Raw genomic sequence first — 17,308 nt, forward strand, 5'->3', positions numbered from 1 at the left:
CCACAACGATTCATGACAAGGAGCGGACAGTGATGCAGAAAGCGAATTTCATCGATGGCGCATGGGTGGACGGCGGGACCACGCTGGCGAACCTGAATCCCGCGGATCCGCAGGACATGATCGGCCAATACGCCTGCGCGAGCGAGGCGCAGATGCGGCAGGCGGTGGAGGCGGCCCGCGCCGCCGCGTCTGCCTGGGAACGCAGCACCACGCAGTCGCGAAGCGACATCCTGTTCCGCGCCGCCAGCGAGATCCTGGCGCGCAAGGAAGAGCTGGGCGCCCTGGTTTCGCGCGAAGCCGGCAAGACGCAAGCCGAAGGGCTGGGCGAGGTCGTTCGCGCCGGGCAGATATTCCAGTTTTTCGCGGGGGAGGCAGTGCGCTATGGCGGCGAGAACCTGCCGTCCGTGCGCCCGGACATCGGCGTGCAGATCAGCAGGCACCCCGTCGGCGTGGTGTCCATGATCACGCCATGGAATTTCCCGATCGCCATTCCGGCCTGGAAGATCGCGCCGGCGCTGGCCTTCGGCAACACGCTGGTGCTCAAGCCTTCCGAGCACACGCCGGGCGTCGCCTGGGAACTGTTCAATATCCTCGAGCGCGCGGGCTTGCCCCGCGGCGTCGCCAACCTGGTCAACGGCGAGGGCGCGGTGGCTGGCCGGGCCTTGCTGGACGGCGTGGACGCCGTCAGCTTCACGGGCAGTGTCGCCACCGGCCGCAAGATAGCCGCTGCGGCATCCGAGCGCATGATCCGCGTGCAGCTGGAGATGGGCGGCAAGAATCCGCTGGTGGTGCTCGACGACGCCGACCTGGACGTGGCTGTGGAGTGCGCGCTGAACGGCGCTTTCTATTCGGCGGGCCAGCGATGCACCGCAAGCAGCCGCCTGATCGTCGCCGATGGCATCCACGATCGCTTCGTCGAGGCGTTGACGGGACGCATGCGCAAGCTGGTGGTTGGCGACCCCAGGGACCCGGCTACCCAGATCGGGCCGGTCATCAACGCCCCGCAACTGGAGAAGATCCTGGGCTACATCGAACTGGGCCGCGGCGAAGGCGCCACCGTGGCCGAGGGCGGCAAGCGGGCCGATGCATCCACCGCCGGCCACTTCCTCAGGCCGACGCTGTTCACGGACAGCAGCAACGCCATGCGCATCAACCGCGAGGAGATCTTCGGCCCAGTCGCCGCCGTGATCCGGGTATCCGGCTACGACGAAGCGCTGCAGGTCGCCAACGACACGCCATTTGGCCTGTCGTCGGGCATTTGCACCACGTCGCACAAGCATGCGAATCATTTCCGGCTCAATGTGCGCAGCGGTTTGACGATGGTGAACCTGCCCACCGCGGGCCTGGATTACCACGTTCCCTTTGGCGGCGTGAAGGCTTCCAGTTTCGGCCCGCGTGAACAGGGGCGTTATGCGGTGGACTTCTACACGTCCACCAAGACTGCCTATATCGGCTATTGATCCATCAACCGCAGGATGATCCGGCGCGACAGACGCCGGCAGGAGACAGGTATGGAAAAGATCGGCTTTATCGGCTTGGGGCGCATGGGCAAGCCCATGGCGCTGAATCTGCGTCGTGCGGGCTTCGAGCTCGTGGTGCTGGACATCAATCAGAAGGCCGTGGACGAGCTGGTCACGGCCGGCGCGGCGGCAGGCGCCAGCGTGGCCGACGTGGCGCGGCAATGCGGCATCATCGTGACGATGCTGCCTTCGTCCAAGGAAGTCGAACAGGTGGCGCTCGGGATCGACGGGGTTTTTTCCAATGCCGCCAGGGGCAGCCTGCTGATGGACATGAGCACGATCGATCCGCTGGCGACCGATCGCCTTCAGGAGCAGGCGCTGGCCCTCGGGTTGACCGTGGTGGACGCACCCGTGGGCCGCCTTGCCGAACACGCCGATCGGGGGGAATCGCTGTTCATGGTGGGGGCAAGCGAGGCGGACTTCGCCAGGGTCCAGCCGTTGCTCGACGCCATGGGCACCACCACGTACCATTGCGGCCCGGTAGGAACGGGCGGGCGCACCAAGCTGGTGAACAACTACGTCGCGGTCACCCTGTGCCAGGTGAACGCGGAAGCGTTGGCCTTGTCCCAGCGCTTCGGGCTGGACATCACCAAGACGCTGCAGGTGCTGTACGGCACGTCCGCCTCGAATGGCCAATTGCGGATGAACTTCCCCAACAAGGTGCTGGTGGGCGACACGGCGCCGGGGTTCACCATCGACCTGGCGCACAAGGACATGTCGCTGATCGTCGCCGCCGCGCACGCCGCCAAGGTGCCGATGCCGGTGGCCGCTGCCGTGCATGAGTCCTTCAGCCTGGCGCGGGCTGGGCAGTTCGGCGGAATAGACTTCTCGGGCATCGCGGACGCCATCTGCCATTTCGCGCAGATCGAAAAGCCCCGCGTGCCGGACGGCTGGAAGCCCGGTTGAATCCGATCCGGGGCCTGTCCGGACGGCGCTTCCCGGCTGCGCGAGCAGCCGGGCGCGGACGTGAAATCTGCGTGTAACCCAATGAGATATTTAACTTTTCATTGCATTGTGCCGTTAAGGGGATAGCGTTACGCAACCCCCGGAGTGGCTCCAATGTTCAAGAATTTAAGTATCCGCGCAATCCTGACGACCGCCCTGAGCGTCTTCTTTGCACTTTTCCTGGTCACCGGCATCGCCGTGTACCAGCAACTGACGTCCAACCGGACCTCGATCGAGGTCATGCTGGACACCAACCTGGTCCGCGCCAACTCGCTGGACGACGCCGCGGCCGAACTGCTGCGCGCCCGCGTGGTGCTGCTGTCGGCGCAAAGCGCGCTGCTGGAAGGCAAGAGCCTGGACAACATGGCCAGCATGCAGCGCCTGGACGGCTACGTGACCAAGGCGACCGGCCTGATCGACACGGCCCGCAAGCTGCCCGAGCTCTCGCCCAATGGCAAGCCGCTGTTCGACGCCGCCCTGGCGGCCTACGACGTGTATGCGCGCGACGCGATCGTGCCGCTGATCGCGGCCATCCGCGCCGGCAATGCCAAGGAAGCCGGCCGCATCAACCTGGAAAAGGTCACGCCGCTGGGCATCACCTTCACCCAGTCTATCCAGCAATACGTGGATTTTGCCGACGAAGTCGGCCAGCGCGTGGCGCGCGAATCGGCCGCGCGCATCAATGCCGCGATCGTGTTCCTGATCTGTCTGCTGGCCGTGGTGGCGGCGCTGGTCGTGGGCCTGTACATCGTCTTTGGCCGTTCGGTGTTCCGTCCGCTGCATGAAGCCGGGCGCCTGTTCGACCGCATCGCCAACGGCGACCTGACCAACCGCATCGAACAGCGCGGCAACAACGAAATCGGCGTGCTGTACGCCGCCGTCAAGCGCATGCAGGACAGCCTGGCGCGCACCGTGTCGGCCGTGCGCCTGGGCGTCGAAGAGATCCATACCGGGTCGCGCGAGATCGCCGCGGGCAACATCGACCTGTCCTCGCGCACCGAGCAGCAGGCCGCGTCGCTGGAAGAAACGGCCGCCAGCATGGACGAACTGTCCTCGACCGTGAAGAACAACGCCGAAAGCTCGCGCAGCGCCGCACAACTGGCGACGGCGGCGTCCGAGGTCGCCACGCGCGGCGGCCAGGCCGTGGGCGACGTGGTCGGCACCATGCGCGGCATTGCCGACAGTTCCAACCGCATCGCTGACATCGTTGGCGTGATCGACGGCATCGCCTTCCAGACCAACATCCTGGCGCTGAACGCCGCCGTGGAAGCGGCGCGCGCGGGCGAGCAGGGCAAGGGCTTCGCGGTCGTGGCCACCGAAGTGCGCGCCCTGGCGCAGCGCAGCGCCGCCGCCGCCAAGGAGATCAAGGGCCTGATCGACGATTCCGTCCAGAAGGTGTCGGTGGGTTCGGACCAGGTGGAAGCCGCCGGCGCCACCATGCAGGAGATCGTGACCTCGGTGCGCCGCGTGACCGACATCATCAACGAGATCTCCAGCGCCTCCGAAGAACAGTCGCAAGGCATCCAGCAGGTGAACCAGGCCGTGTCGCAGATGGACAGCGTCACGCAGCAGAACGCGGCGCTGGTCGAAGAGGCCGCGGCGTCCGCGGCGTCGCTGGAAACGCAGGCCCAGCGCCTGCGCGAAGCCGTGGCGGTGTTCAAGCTGCAGACCGGGCGCGTGATCGACGCCGAGGCGCCGGCCCTGCAGGGCCGGACGGGCGAACCCGCGCTGATCGGCGCCTGATCCGCCAATGAAAAGGCCGGCCCCGAAAGGCCGGCCGCAAGAGCCGGGCAAGAAAGGCCCCGCGCGCACGGCGCCGGGGCCTTTTGCATTACTGGTCGAGCTGGATCCTGGCGTCGGCCGCCACGTTCTTCCACTTCTTTACGTCGCTGGCGATCACGTGCTGGAAGTCGTCGGACGAGCCGGCGACCACGGTGCCGCCCAGGCTGGCCATCTTGGCCTTCACTTCCGGCGTGTTCAGCGCCTTGACCGACGCGTCATGCAGCTTCTTCTTCACGTCGTCCGGCAGGCCCTTGGGGGCCAGCAGGCCGTTCCAGGCGTTGGCTTCGTAGCGCGGCAGGCCGGCTTCCTTGAACGTGGGCGTGTCCGGCAGTTCGGGCGAACGCACGTCGGCGGCGATCGCGATCGGACGGATCTGGCCGCCCTTGATGTAGGGCAGGGACGCCGGCACCGGTTCCCAGATCATCGACACCTGGCCGCTGATCACGTCGGTGAAGGCCGGGCCCGCGCCGCGGTAGGCGATGTGCATGAGCTTGGCGCCCGTCATCGACTTCATCAGTTCCATGGCCAGGTTGCCCAGGCCGCCCGCGCCCGACGAGGCGTAGGTGTACTTGTCCGGATTGGCCTTGGACTGCGCGATCAGCGCGTTCAGGTCGGCGGCGGGGAAGTCCTTGGTGACACTCAGCACGCCCGGCACGGTGACCAGCTGCGTGATGGCGGTGAAGTCCTGCGACGCGTCGTACGTCAGGTTCTTGTAGACGGCGGGATTGGTGCCGTGGGTGCTGGAAGAGGCCAGCAGAAGGATGTAGCCGTCGGGAGCGGCGTCGGCCACGTAGCGCGTGCCGATGGAGCCACCGGCGCCGGCCTTGTTTTCCACGACCACGGTGGCGCCCAGTTCGGTGCCCAGTTGCGCGGCGAAGACGCGGCCGATGATGTCGGCGGTGCCGCCGGGCGCGAACGGCACGATCATGCGGATGGGCTTGCTCGGGTAGTCGGCCTGCTGCGCCAGGGCGCCGCCCGCCAGCGTGGCGCCGGTCAGCAGCGCCAGGGCAAGGGTGGTTTTCTTCAGGGTCATCTCTATCTCCACGAGAAGGTTAGTCGAGGCTGCGTTCCAGCCAATCGACGATCAATCCGGCAATCTGGTCGCTGTTGCGGTCCAGCATGCAGAAATGGGAGTTGCCGGCGATGCCGGCAGCGGGCAGGTCCAGCACGTCGGCACGTTGGCCGGCCGCGCGCAGGGCATTCCAATAGGCGTCCGTCTGGGCGCGGTAGCGCAGCCAGGTGTCGTCCGCGTCAAAGTGATCGCCCCAGACCAGCAGTTGCGGGGGCAACTGACAGGCGGCCTGGGCCGGAGTGCCGGTGGGCTCGACGGCCACCACGGCGCGCACCGTGGCGGCGTATTCCTGGGCCAGCAGCGTGGCGAAGCCGCCGCCCTGGCTGTGGCCGACCACGATGCAGGGGCCGGCCAGGTCCAGCAGCGCGCGATAGGCGTCCAGCGCCATGTCGCCGTGCGTCAGCCAGCGCGGCACGAACTGCTTGGCGAAGGTGTCGAAGGCGTCGACGGGAAACTGCTGGCCGGGATACGCGTGGCGCGGTTCGCCGGCGGGCGCATAGCCCGCGGCCGGACCGATGCGGAACAGGCGCCAGGCCTCTTCCTTGGAACGGAAGATGGGCGCCGAGTCGTACACCTGCGGGTACATGGCCCACGAGGCGCGGCCGCGCTCCGGCGCGTCGGACACGAACACGTCGTAGCCCGCCTGCAGCAGCCGCCAGAGCCAGCCGTCGCGGCCGTCCGGCGTGCTTTCCCACTGCGCGCCCGTCATGCCGCCGCCGTGCCACAGCAGCACGGGGTAGGGGCGGCGGGGCTGGGCCAGCCGGTATTCCTGGACGTACAGCTGTCCGGCGCTGTAGCCGCCGTTCATGTCGATGAGCCGCGCCGACGCATTGCCGACCACCTTCTGCTGCTGCATGGGCAGGCCGCCGGCCACGACCTCGGTCCCGCCCAGATAGTGGCTGCGGATGGACTTGAGCAGGACGGGGGCGTTGGACATAGGGTTTTCCAGGAGGGATTGCGGGGATATTAGTTGCAAGGTGTTTCTGGGTTGTGCAAAATGCGCACTGGTTGTGCTGAATCGGCACAACGCTTGAGCCGCAGGCAGACACCTGCCCAGCCGGGACGAACACCAGGCGGGCAAGGGGCACGGATGAGAGACACGGATGGATATCAAATGGCTGGAGGACTTCGTCGCCTTGTCGAAGTCGCGCAACATGTTCCAGGCCGCGGAGGCGCGCAGCGTGACGCACCCGGCCTTCGGACGCCGCATCAAGGCGCTGGAGGAATGGGCGGGGGTGCCGCTGGTTGAACGCGGCCACCAGGTGTCCACGCTCAACGCAGCCGGGCGCAGCATGCTGGCCGCCGCCATCGACGTGCTGGACATCCTGCGGGAAACGCGCGAAACGCTGCAGAAGCCCGAATTGGAACGCGCCCGCAAGATCACCATCGCGTCCGGCAAGACGCTGGCGCATTCGGTGCTGCCGGGACTGATGGCGGGGGTGCAGCGCGGCCTGCCGGCATTCCAGCTGAAGGTCGTCACCACCACGCTGAACTATGGCGTGGACATGCTGGAGGACGGCGAGGTCGACTTCCTGCTGTGCCATGCGCACGAACCGCTGTACGCCAAGATCGACAACCCCAATTACCGCTGCCGCCGCGTGGGCGCCGACAAGCTGGTCGCCGTCAGTGCGCCCGTCGCGCCTGGCGGCCGCTATCCGCGGTATGCCGTGCCGAAGCTGGCGTCGGATCCGCCCGTGCCGTTCCTGGCCTACGCCGACAGCATGTCGCTGGGCCGCATCCTGCACGACAAGCTGCGCGGGCTGTGCGAAGTGCCCCTGCTGCAGACCACGTACGAATCGGACCTGGCCGACGCCCTGCACGCGATGGCGCGCCAGGGCTTCGGGTTGGCCTGGCTGCCGCACACGCTGGTCGAATCCGACCTGCGCGACGGCAAGCTGGTGCGCGCCGATGGCGCCCGCAACGACATCCACATGGAGATCCGGCTATACCAGTCGGTCGGCAACGCCAAGCCGCTGGCGCGCGAGGTGTGGGGGCGGATCGAGGCCTACGCCGCCAGGTAGCGGCACCGGTTCGTCAGGCATAAAATAGCGGTTTGCCCCTTTCCCGCACACAGGAAGCCAGCGCCATGAACGCACGCATCCCCGAAGACGCATTGCCGCCCACCCTCGATCCCAAGGCCCTCCAGGACTTCGTGGACGACAAGTGGGACAACGAGATCATTCCAGCGCTGACCGACTACATCGCCATTCCGGCCAAGAGCCCGGCGTTCGACGCCGACTGGGAAAAGAACGCGTTCATCGAGCGCGTGGTGCGCGACGCCGCGCAATGGGTCGAAGCGCAAAAGGTGTCCGGCCTGAAGCTGGAAGTGGTGCGCCTGCCGGGCCGCACGCCCGTCATCTTCTTCGACGCGCCCGCCACCCGCAGCGACAACGGCGACACGATCCTGCTGTACGGCCACCTGGACAAGCAGCCCGAATTCTCCGGCTGGCGCGCGGGCCTGGGCCCCTGGACGCCCAAGTACGAAGACGGCAAGCTCTACGGCCGCGGCGGCGCCGACGACGGCTATGCCGTGTACGCCTCGCTGACCGCCATCATGGCGCTGGACAAGCAGGGCATTCCGCGTCCGCGCTGCGTGGGCATCGTGGAAACCTGTGAAGAATCGGGCAGCTACGACCTGCTGCCGTATGTGGATGCGCTGCGTGACCGCCTGGGCAACGTGGCCCTGGTGGTGTGCCTGGATTCCGGCGCCGGCAACTACGACCAGCTCTGGATGACCACCTCGCTGCGCGGCATGGTGTCCGGCACCCTGGAAGTCCAGGTCCTGGACGAAGGCGTGCACTCGGGCGATTCCAGCGGCGTCGTGCCCTCGTCGTTCCGCATCCTGCGCCACCTGCTGGACCGCCTGGAAGACAGCGGCACCGGCCGCCTGCTGCCGCAAAGCCTGCACTGTGAAATCCCCGCCGAACGCATCGAGCAGGTGTCCACCACCGCCCGCATCCTGGGCGACGAAGTCTGGCGCCGTTTCCCCTGGAGCTGCGGCGCCGACGGCGGCTTCGTGCTGCCCATGACCACCGAACCCGAACAGGCCCTGCTGAACCGCACCTGGCGCCCGACGCTGTCGGTGACCGGCGCCGAAGGCCTGCCGCCCTTGTCCAGCGCCGGCAACGTGCTGCGCCCGCGCACCGCGTTCAAGCTGTCGCTGCGCCTGCCGCCGCTGGTGGACGCCGTGGCCGCCTCGCAGGAAATCAAGGAACTGCTGGAAGCCGACGCGCCCTACAACGCCAAGGTCATCTTCAAGGCCAACGAAGGCGCGGCCACCGGCTGGAACGCGCCGGCCTCCGAGGCCTGGCTGACCCAGGCCCTGGACGCCGCCTCGCAGCAGTACTACGGATCGCCTTGCGGCTACATCGGCCAGGGCGGCACCATCCCGCTGATGAGCATCCTGCAGAAGGGCTTCCCGAAGGCCCAGTTCATGGTCTGCGGCGTGCTGGGCCCCAAGTCCAACGCCCACGGCCCGAATGAATTCCTGCACGTGCCCTACGGCAAGAAGCTGACCGCCGCCGTGGCCCAGACCATGGCCGCCATGCCGGCCGCCTGACGCACACGCGTGCCATGCAGAGCGCGGGGCCTTTCGGCCTTGCGCTCTTTCTTTTTCCAGGACTGACCCGATGATTTCCACTTCCGACGCCTACGCCAATGTGGTCGCAGAAACCCGCCACTGGCTGAACCAGGCCGTGATCGGCCTGAACCTCTGTCCTTTCGCCAAGGCGGTACAGGTCAAGGACCAGATCCGCTTTGCCGTCAGCGACGCCACCGACGCCGAAGGCGTGCTGACCGACCTGCAGGACGAACTGGCGCTGTTGGCCGAGGCCGATCCCGAAAAGATCGACACCACGCTGCTGATCATTCCCGACGCGCTGGACGACTTCCTGGACTTCAACGACTTCGAGGACCTGTCCGACCGCCTGCTCAAGCGCATGCGCCTGGTGGGCGAACTGCAGGTCGCGACCTTCCATCCGCAATTCCAGTTCGCCGACACGCAGCCGGACGATATCGAGAACTACACCAACCGTTCGCCGTATCCCATCCTGCACCTGCTGCGCGAAGACAGCATCGACCGCGCGGTGGAATCCTTCCCCGACGCTGCCGATATCTACGAAAAGAACATCGACACGATGCAGAAGCTGGGTCTGGAAGGCTGGAAGAAGCTGATGACCAAGGCCTGAGGCCGGCTTTCACGTCTGCATATCAAATACCGTCGGGCGAAATCTGCTCGCAGCGGCCCAAGGGCGCACCGGGATATCCCTAGATAGCCCATCCGTTGTATTGCATACAACATACGATCATTGTGACCGCCGCCGTTCGGCGACCGGCCTGTGCGTCCTTCCTTTTCATTGTCTTGCCTCGCGGCCTTTCCGGGCCGCGCGTTGGCCTTTGCCTTTGTCTGGAGAGCCGTATGCGATTCACCCGCCGTCATGCCCTGGGCGCGCTTGCCGCGCTGCCGCTGATCTCACGCCCGGCCTGGGCCCAGCAGAACGCCTTCCCGACGCGGCCCGTGCGCCTGCTGGTGGGCTTTGCGCCCGGCGGCCTGACCGACATCGCCGCCCGCGCCCTGGCCGACCGCATGGGCAAGACGCTCAAGCAGAACGTGGTCGTCGAGAACCGCCCCGGCGGGCAGGCCATCATCGCCACCGTGGCCGTGGCGCGCGCCGAGCCGGACGGCTACACGCTGGGCTTCGCGGGCACCAACGGCATGATCCTGAACCCGCTGCTCTACAACAACCTGCCGTACCAGCCTTCGGACTTCAAGCAACTGGGCTCGATGGGCAAGTCGCCCATGCTGCTGATCGTGCATCCCGACCTGGGCGTGAACAACGTCCAGGAGTTCATCGCGCTGGCCAAGAAAAAGCCTGGCGACATCACCTGCGCGCATGCGGGCCGAGGCGTGATCAACCATCTGGCGCTGCTGCATTTCCAGTCCAGGACGGGCACGCAGTTCCAGGACGTGCCCTACAAGGGCAGCGGTCCGGCGCTGCTGGACCTGATGGCGGGCACCGTGCAAAGCACCTTCGATTTCCCGACGTCGGCGCTGCCCAACATCAAGTCGGGCAAGCTGAAAGTGCTGGCCGTCACGGCGGACAAGCGCCTGTCCAGCCTGCCCGACGTGCCCACCATGAAAGAGGCCGGCGTCGACGGCTTCGAGCTCTACACCCGCATGATGATTTCCGGCCCCGCCGCCATGCCCGCCGATGTCGTGAAGACGCTGGAGAACGCCGTGCGCGAAGGCACGCGCGATCCCAGCCTGGTGCAGCAGTTCGCCGACCAGGGCGTGGCCGTCGAGTTCACGTCGTCGGCCGACCTGGACAAGGTCATCGCCGACGAATCCGCCATGTGGGCGCAGGTCATCAAGGCCAACGGCGTGCCCAAGACCGACCTGAAGGCCTGAGGCCTGTAGCCCAAGGAGGCGCATGTGACACAGCCCCGCATCACCGTAACGCCCCAGCGCGCGCTGATCGACGTCGAGCGCGACATTCGCATCGAAGGCTTTCCGGCCTATGCCTTCATCACCGTCACCGCCCGCATGCAGATGTGCGGCGCGGCCTGGCGCTCCGAAGCCGTGTTCGTGGTCGGCCACGACGGCCGCCTGGACCTGCGCCGCGATTGCCCGGTGTCCGGTTCCTATGCCGAACCCGCCGCCATGGGCATCGTCTGGTCCATGGCGTGCCAGGACATGGACCGCGTCGTGTTCCCGCCCGACAGCACCGATGCCCTGACCGTGCACATCCGCGCCGAAGGCGGCGCGCTGTCCGCCGAAGCCACGCTGATCCAGGAATTCATGGCCGAGGGCGTCACGCGCCGTCCGGTGCGCGAAGACCTTGGCGGTACGACGCTGTCGGGCGAACTCTACACCCCAGCCGGACCGGGGCCGCATCCCGTCGTGATCTACATGAACGGCTCTTCGGGCGGCGTGAACGCGCCGCGCGCGGCCCTGTTCGCGGCGCGCGGCTACCAATGCCTGGCGCTGGCGATCTTCAACTACGACGGCCGCCCCAAGTACCTGAACGACATGCCGCTGGAATACTTCGAGGCGGCGCTGAAGTGGGTGCGCAAGTCGCTGCAGCCGCGCGACGGCTTCGTGGCCGTGTCGGGCATCAGCCGGGGCGGAGAAACCTCCTTGCTGGTGGCTTCGCACTATCCCGACCTGGTCAGCGCGGTGGTGGCCTACGTGCCGTCGCCCGTCACGCACGGGGTGGTCAGCGCGGGCGCGCCGGGCACCGGCCGCGACGCGCAGGTCTGGACCAAGGGCGGCGAACCCTTGCCGCACCTGTGGCAGGACAATGCCCTGGCCGACTGGGACGCCGCCTATGCGTCCGAGCCGCCATACCGCCAGACGCACGCCTTCCTGAGCGCCACGCGCGACGCCGCGGCATTCGAGCGCGCGCGCATTCCGGTGGAAAACTACCCCGGCCCGGTGATGCTGGTCAGCGCGTCGGACGACGGATTCTGGCCCAGCACCGCGTATTCGGAAATCGTGGTGCGCCAGCGCCAGGCGCATGCGCTGCCGACGTTCCATTACGTCTGCGCGGGAGCGGGCCATCACGTCCACTATCCCCATCTGCCGGCCACCCTGATCAACAAGCCCCATGCGATGTCGGGGCTGCTGCTGGACGCGGGCGGCACGCCGCCGGCGAATGCGGCGGGCAACGAGGGTTCGTACCGCGCCGTGCTGGATTTCCTGGCGCAGGCGCGGCGGGGGCAGGGCGGCGACGAATGATCCGGAAGGGCCGGGGGGCGGGCTGGCTGCCCGCCATCCCGGCGTGCTCAAGCGCGGGCGCGCATCACTGCCGGCGCACGGCCTCGACCTGGATCTTCAGTTCCACTTCGGGCTTGAAGCCCATGTCCAGGCCGAAGTTCAGCCCGAAGTCCTTGCGGCTGAACGCCGTGGAGACGTCCGCGCCGCAGACCTCGGTCTTGGCCATGGGATGGTCGATGCACTTGAAGTCGTCGATGTCCATCTTGACCTGGCGCGTGACGCCCCGCAGCGTCAGGTCGCCCGTCGCTTCTTCCGGACGGTCGCCGTCGAACTTGGTGAACTTGCCCTTGAATGTGGCGGTGGGGTATTTGGCCGCATCGAAGATGTCCGGCGCGACGGCATGCTTGTTCATCTCGTCGTGGCCGAAGTCCACCGAATTGATGTCCACGGTGACTTCCACCGTGCCGGTGCGCGCCTCGCGGTCCAGCACCACCACGCCGCGCGACTGGTTGAACTTGCCGCGCCAGGTCGACAGGCCGCCGAAATGGTCGGCCTCGAAGCTGGGGTAGGTGTGCGAGGGATCCAGGTCATACGTGACCGGCGCGGCCGTGGCGGCCAGGGACAGCATCAGCGCGCTTGCGCCCAGCGACAGGGACGGGATCAACTTCATTGCGGCTCCTTGTGAATGGCGTCGGGCCACGCTTGCGGCAGGCCGCGAGCGTGCACGGAAGCTTGACGATAGCATTCAGTTCTTTGTCAGTGACGGACGCAGATCAAGAAAGGCGCGCGTTTGCTTTACTCTCTGGGTCATCGTTACGTTTTTCGGAGAGCCTGATGGCCAAGATCAATATCGATTTCGTTTCCGACGTGGCCTGCCCGTGGTGCGCGGTGGGGCTGGGCGGGCTGCTGGAGGCCATGCGCCGGGTGGAAGGAATTGCGCAGGTCGACCTGCATTTCCGGCCGTTCGAATTGAATCCCGACATGCCGGCCGGCGGGCAGAACACCATCGAGCGCCTGATGGCAAAGTACGGGTACGACCGCGAACAGGTGCAGGCGAACCGCAAGGTCATCAGCGAGCGCGCGGCCGCCGTCGGCATGCCGATGCGCATGGAAGACGACAACCGTTCCTTCAATACCTTCGATGCCCATCGGCTGATCCACTGGGCCGGGTTGCAGGGGCAGGCGCAGCAGATCGCGATGAAGCAGAGCCTGCTGCGCACCTACCATTTGCTGAACCACGACACGGGCGACGCGCAGGTGCTGGCGCAGGCGGCGCGCGAGGCCGGGCTGGACGAGGCGGCGGCGCGCGAGGTACTGGACTCCGGCCGCTATGCTGACGAGGTGCGCGCCGATGAAGCGCAATGGCGGCGGCTGGGCATTACGTCGGTGCCGTCGGTGATCATCAACGGCAAATACCTGGTGTCTGGCGGCCAGCCGCCCGAGGCCTTCGAACAGGCCCTGCGGCAGGTCGCGCAGGAGGGCTAGTCGTCGTTAGCCCATTCCACCTGCACGCCCAGGCTGCGCAGGTTCTCGACAAAGTGCGGGTGGGCGCGGCGGATCGGCGTGGCGTTGCGGATCTCGGAGCGGCCCTTGATGCTGCTGGCTACCATGAACAGGGCGATGGCCACGCGGATGATGTAGGGGCTTTCCACCACCGCCGGCGTCAGCGGATTGCCGCCGAACGTCACCACGCGGTGCGGGTCGGACGAGAACACGTGGGCGCCGAACTTGGACAGCTCGCCCGTCCAGCCCAGCGCGCCGTCGTAGACCTTGTTCCAGAACATCGCATTGCCCTCGGCGCACACGCCCAGCGCGATGAAGATCGGCAGCAGGTCCACCGGGAAATACGGCCAGGGCGCCGCCTCGACCTTGGTCAGCACGTTGCTGGTGAAGGGCGTCTGCACCTTCAGCGGACCTGAGCGCAGCGCGCGCGACCAGCCGTCCTTGTGCTCGATCTGCACGCCGAACTTGGCGAAGGTGCGGTCGATCAGCGGAAAGTTGCCCGGCGTGCTGTTGCGCACCACCACGTCGCCGCCCGTGATGGCGCCCAGCGCCAGGAAGGTCGTGATCTCGTGGAAGTCTTCCTCGAAGGTGAACTCGCCGCCGGTCAGGCGCGCGCCGCCGCGCACCGTCAGGCGGGACGTCCCGATGCCGTCGATGTCCGCGCCCATCATCGCCATGAAGCGGCAGAACTCCTGCACGTGCGGCTCGGAGGCCGCGTTCGTGAGCGTGGATTCGCCTTCAGCCGCCGCCGCGCACAGCACGAAGTTCTCGGTCGTGGTCACCGACGCATAGTCGAGCCAGTGATGGGTCGGCTTGAGCGGGCCGCTCGCCCGCACCAGCAGGGACCCGCTGGCGCGCTCGACCTCACCACCGAAGGAGCGAAAGATGTCCACGTGCGGATCGATCTCGCGAACGCCCAGCGTGCAGCCTTTGACGTTGTCCTCCAGGCGGGCCACGCCGAATCGCGCCAGCAGCGGAGGCACCAGCATGATCGAGGAACGCATTTCCTCCGGCAGCCGGTGCCGCGCGGCGTCGAAAACGGTGTCGCGGTGATGCAGTTCCAGCGTGCGCGTTTTGTCGTCCAGCCGGACGTCGCTGCCCAGCGTGCGGAAGATGTCCAGGATCTTGCGCACGTCGGTGATGTCCGGCACGCCATGCAGCCGCAGCGGCTGGTCGGTCAGCAGCGTGGCGCACAGGATTGGCAGCACTGCGTTCTTGTTGGCCGAGGGAACGACGCGGCCGCGCAAAGGCGTGCCGCCGTGGACGATGAGGTTGGACATGGGGATTGGACGGCCAGGAAAGAAATAGGAGAGAGCGCGGGGATTGTAACGGGGTCCCGCGGCAGGCTATTTCGACGAAAGGCCGCAAAACGTTTCAAACTGCAATTGCAGGGGTTTTGGAGGATGGTGCGAATGAGGGCGAGCGCCGTCAGCTCAGTTCACGGTGCATGCTCGCGATGTAGCGGTAGGGTTCGTTCCGGGGCTGGACCGCGCGGGGCACGATATCCCAGGAACACGCCAGGGCGCCCGCCGCGCCCACCAGCAACGCGTCCACCGCGGGCATGGTGATGGGCTGGCTCAGCAGCCCCTTGGCCAGCAGGTCTCCGATGACCGCGCCCACGGGCAGCGTGAAGCCGACCTTGACGGCGGACAGCCGGAACCGCAGGCGGCTTTCGCGGGCGACCTTGATCGCGTCGGCGCAGGCGCTGTCGATCCGCTCCTTCGCGGCGCGCAGCGCAAGGTCGGAGTCTCCCAGCGTCAAGAGGTACAGGCTTTCCACCTCGTGGCGAATCTCCATCAGTTGATCATTCCGTCTGGATTTGAATTCCAGCACCTCGGCCAGCGGGACGTTGCTGTCCGGAACAGGAATGCAGTTCAACAGGCTTACGAGCAATCCGCGCCGGGCTGACTCTTCCTTCGCGGATTCCTCGAGCATCGACGACAGGTCATTGGCAAGCGCCCACGCGCCTTGCGTTACGGAATCAGCCTCCAGGAAAGCCAGCAGGTGCCTCAGCGCGATACTCAATATCGGAGACGGCAGGTGGCTGTTTTCAGGAATGCGTCCGCCCAGGCTGTTGATTCTGCTGCGCAAATGCTGCGTTGGAAGATCCGAGTACACGCCCGCGCCGGTATCGCGCAACATGGGGTGCGGCGGCGGATGCATCCGCGCCGCGCCGGCGTATTCCGGCCTGACCAGGACCTTGGCCTTCTGCAGGTAATCGATCGTGGCCGCTTCGGCGTCATTGGCATTGGTCGGTATGTACGACGTGGGCCAGGCCAGCTTGTCCCAGAACAGCAATGCCCAACGCAGGTCCTGCGGATCGAGGTAACGGCCGATCTTCCATGTTCCAGGCTCGCTTTCCTCGGCGCGGGTGCTGACGACCAATCCGCGTTGGCCGTCCTTCAGCGCAAAGGGCGAGTCCGTCGATGTCATGGGTGGCTCCAAGGGCACAGGATGGCTACGAAGCGGAAATGGTCGGGTGCATCGGCTGCCCGACGATGTTATCGGAGGGCAAACCAAAGGGCATCCTCCATCCCGCTTGGTAGTTCTGCACTAGCGCAGGTCAGGGAACGCGGCGAAGCGCGCATGCGCGACGCCGCGGCTGGCGCGCGTCAATGGCCGACGACCACAGGCCCTGGACTGCGCAGTCCAGGCTTGAACGCGTGGTCGTGCGAGGACGCGACAATCGCAAGCGCGATCGTCGCCAGGACGGCCAGCGCCCACGGGAACGAACCGGCGCCCCAGGTCTCCAATAGCATGCCGCCCGCCACGCCCGCGGCGGCGATGGCCCCGTTCCAGGCCACCACGTTCATGGACAGCGCCACGTCGGCGCCCTTGCCGGCCGCGTCGGCCAGGGCGGTCTGCAACAGCGTCGCCGCGCCGCCAAAGCTTGTGCCCCATACGGCGACGCCCACGTAGATCAGGGCAGGGCTGGCCGGCATCAGGCCAAATGCCAGCGCGGTCAGGACGAACGCGGCCAGGCTTGCCAGCACGGTGGCGCGCAAATGCCGGTCGACCAGTTTCCCCGTGATCCAGATGCCGGCCAGTGCGGCCACGCCGAATACGAGCAGGACCAGGTCCACGCGGGCCGCCAGGCCGGCAGGCGCCACGAAGGGGGAGATGTAGGTGTAGAGAATATTGTGGGCAAGCATCCAGGCGACCACGACCGCCAGCACGGCCCGCACGCCGGGCGTCGTGAACACCCGGCGCAGCGGCATGCGCTCGTGGGCCGACTGCCCGGGATAATCGGGCACCTTGGCCAGTACCCAGCCGATCAGCGCCAGCGTCAGCGCCGACATGATCCAGAACGCCATGCGCCAGCCCACCGCCGATCCCAGCAGCGTGCCCAATGGGACGCCCAGCGACAAGGCGATCGGCGTGCCCACCATGGCAATCGCCATGGCCTGCCCTTGCTGATAGGGCGCGACCATCCGGCGCGCATAGCCCGCCAGGAGGCTCCAGGCCAGTCCGGCGGAAACCCCGGCGAAGAACCGGGCCGCCAGCGTGAGCCAGTAATTCGACGAGAGGGCGGTGGCGGAATTGAAGATCAGGAATCCCACGATGCTCAGCAGCAGGACATTGCGGCGGCGCCAGCCGCGCGTGGCGATGGTGAGCGGAATCGCGGCCAGCAGCGAGCCCAGCGCATAGGCGGTGACCATCTGCCCGGCCAGGGCCTGGCTGATGTCCAGGCCTGCGCTGATCTGCGCAAGCAGGCCCGCGGGCAGGGTCTCGGTCACGATGCAGAGAAAGCCGGTCATTGCCAGCGCCAGC

15 protein-coding genes are annotated in these 17,308 nt (G+C 66.9%); 9 read left to right on the forward strand and 6 right to left on the reverse strand.

Features of this window, described 5'->3' with window-relative positions:
- Nucleotides 1–32: 32 nt before the first annotated feature.
- The 3 genes from ABE485_RS04250 (at nt 33) to ABE485_RS04260 (ending at nt 4,208) form a co-directional block, all read left to right on the forward strand.
- Nucleotides 33–1,460 carry an aldehyde dehydrogenase family protein gene (locus ABE485_RS04250; protein ID WP_346513709.1) on the forward strand — a complete coding sequence of 476 codons (1,428 nt, stop codon included), beginning with the start codon at nt 33–35 and terminating at the stop codon, nt 1,458–1,460.
- Between the two features lie 15 nt (nt 1,461–1,475).
- The gene (locus ABE485_RS04255) at nt 1,476–2,426 is read left to right on the forward strand and encodes an NAD(P)-dependent oxidoreductase (protein WP_346513710.1); all 951 of its coding nucleotides are present in this window, start codon (nt 1,476–1,478) and stop codon (nt 2,424–2,426) included.
- A 153-nt stretch (nt 2,427–2,579) separates the two neighbouring features.
- Nucleotides 2,580–4,208: a methyl-accepting chemotaxis protein gene (locus ABE485_RS04260; protein WP_346513711.1), complete on the forward strand. Its 1,629-nt coding sequence runs from the start codon at nt 2,580–2,582 to the stop codon at nt 4,206–4,208.
- Nucleotides 4,209–4,296: 88 nt separating this feature from the next.
- Here the strand turns inward: ABE485_RS04260 and ABE485_RS04265 are convergent, their stop codons facing one another.
- Together ABE485_RS04265 and ABE485_RS04270 are read right to left on the reverse strand one after the other, a co-directional pair.
- Nucleotides 4,297–5,280: a Bug family tripartite tricarboxylate transporter substrate binding protein gene (locus tag ABE485_RS04265; protein WP_346513713.1), complete on the reverse strand. Its 984-nt coding sequence runs from the start codon at nt 5,278–5,280 to the stop codon at nt 4,297–4,299.
- Nucleotides 5,281–5,299: 19 nt separating this feature from the next.
- On the reverse strand, nt 5,300–6,256 hold the full coding sequence (locus ABE485_RS04270; protein ID WP_346513714.1) for an alpha/beta fold hydrolase: 957 nt from the start codon (nt 6,254–6,256) through the stop codon (nt 5,300–5,302).
- A 166-nt stretch (nt 6,257–6,422) separates the two neighbouring features.
- Here ABE485_RS04270 and ABE485_RS04275 point away from each other — a divergent pair, with 166 nt between their 5' ends.
- The 5 genes from ABE485_RS04275 to ABE485_RS04295 all read left to right on the forward strand — a co-directional run bounded on the left by ABE485_RS04275 (nt 6,423) and on the right by ABE485_RS04295 (nt 12,055).
- Nucleotides 6,423–7,340 (forward strand): LysR family transcriptional regulator, encoded by a 918-nt coding sequence (locus tag ABE485_RS04275; RefSeq protein ID WP_346513715.1) that lies wholly within the window; start codon nt 6,423–6,425, stop codon nt 7,338–7,340.
- Between the two features lie 65 nt (nt 7,341–7,405).
- Nucleotides 7,406–8,878 (forward strand): M20 family metallopeptidase, encoded by a 1,473-nt coding sequence (locus tag ABE485_RS04280; protein WP_346513717.1) that lies wholly within the window; start codon nt 7,406–7,408, stop codon nt 8,876–8,878.
- Between the two features lie 70 nt (nt 8,879–8,948).
- Nucleotides 8,949–9,506 carry a DUF1415 domain-containing protein gene (locus ABE485_RS04285; protein ID WP_346513719.1) on the forward strand — a complete coding sequence of 186 codons (558 nt, stop codon included), beginning with the start codon at nt 8,949–8,951 and terminating at the stop codon, nt 9,504–9,506.
- A 230-nt stretch (nt 9,507–9,736) separates the two neighbouring features.
- Nucleotides 9,737–10,726, forward strand: a complete 990-nt coding sequence (locus tag ABE485_RS04290) for a Bug family tripartite tricarboxylate transporter substrate binding protein (RefSeq protein ID WP_346513720.1) — start codon at nt 9,737–9,739, stop codon at nt 10,724–10,726.
- 24 nt (nt 10,727–10,750) lie between these two features.
- Nucleotides 10,751–12,055, forward strand: a complete 1,305-nt coding sequence (locus ABE485_RS04295) for an alpha/beta fold hydrolase (RefSeq protein ID WP_346513721.1) — start codon at nt 10,751–10,753, stop codon at nt 12,053–12,055.
- 64 nt (nt 12,056–12,119) lie between these two features.
- Here ABE485_RS04295 and ABE485_RS04300 read toward each other — a convergent pair whose 3' ends face one another.
- Nucleotides 12,120–12,704: a YceI family protein gene (locus ABE485_RS04300; protein ID WP_346513722.1), complete on the reverse strand. Its 585-nt coding sequence runs from the start codon at nt 12,702–12,704 to the stop codon at nt 12,120–12,122.
- Between the two features lie 164 nt (nt 12,705–12,868).
- Between ABE485_RS04300 and ABE485_RS04305 the strand changes: the two genes are divergently transcribed.
- Nucleotides 12,869–13,519, forward strand: a complete 651-nt coding sequence (locus tag ABE485_RS04305) for a DsbA family oxidoreductase (protein WP_346513723.1) — start codon at nt 12,869–12,871, stop codon at nt 13,517–13,519.
- On the opposite strand, the gene ABE485_RS04310 is transcribed toward ABE485_RS04305, so the two are convergent.
- The 3 genes from ABE485_RS04310 to ABE485_RS04320 all read right to left on the reverse strand — a co-directional run bounded on the left by ABE485_RS04310 (nt 13,516) and on the right by ABE485_RS04320 (nt 17,295).
- A complete protein-coding gene (locus ABE485_RS04310; RefSeq protein WP_346513724.1) occupies nt 13,516–14,817 on the reverse strand; it encodes a UDP-N-acetylglucosamine 1-carboxyvinyltransferase in 1,302 nt (433 codons plus the stop codon). The two genes, ABE485_RS04305 and ABE485_RS04310, sit on opposite strands and share 4 nt — an antisense overlap.
- 148 nt (nt 14,818–14,965) lie before the next feature.
- Nucleotides 14,966–15,970 carry a DUF6236 family protein gene (locus ABE485_RS04315; protein ID WP_346513726.1) on the reverse strand — a complete coding sequence of 335 codons (1,005 nt, stop codon included), beginning with the start codon at nt 15,968–15,970 and terminating at the stop codon, nt 14,966–14,968.
- A 179-nt stretch (nt 15,971–16,149) separates the two neighbouring features.
- Nucleotides 16,150–17,295 (reverse strand): MFS transporter, encoded by a 1,146-nt coding sequence (locus ABE485_RS04320; RefSeq protein ID WP_346513982.1) that lies wholly within the window; start codon nt 17,293–17,295, stop codon nt 16,150–16,152.
- Nucleotides 17,296–17,308 lie beyond the last annotated feature (13 nt).

This window comes from Achromobacter spanius (genome assembly GCF_039673305.1).
GTDB classification, from domain to species: domain Bacteria; phylum Pseudomonadota; class Gammaproteobacteria; order Burkholderiales; family Burkholderiaceae_B; genus Achromobacter; species Achromobacter spanius_F.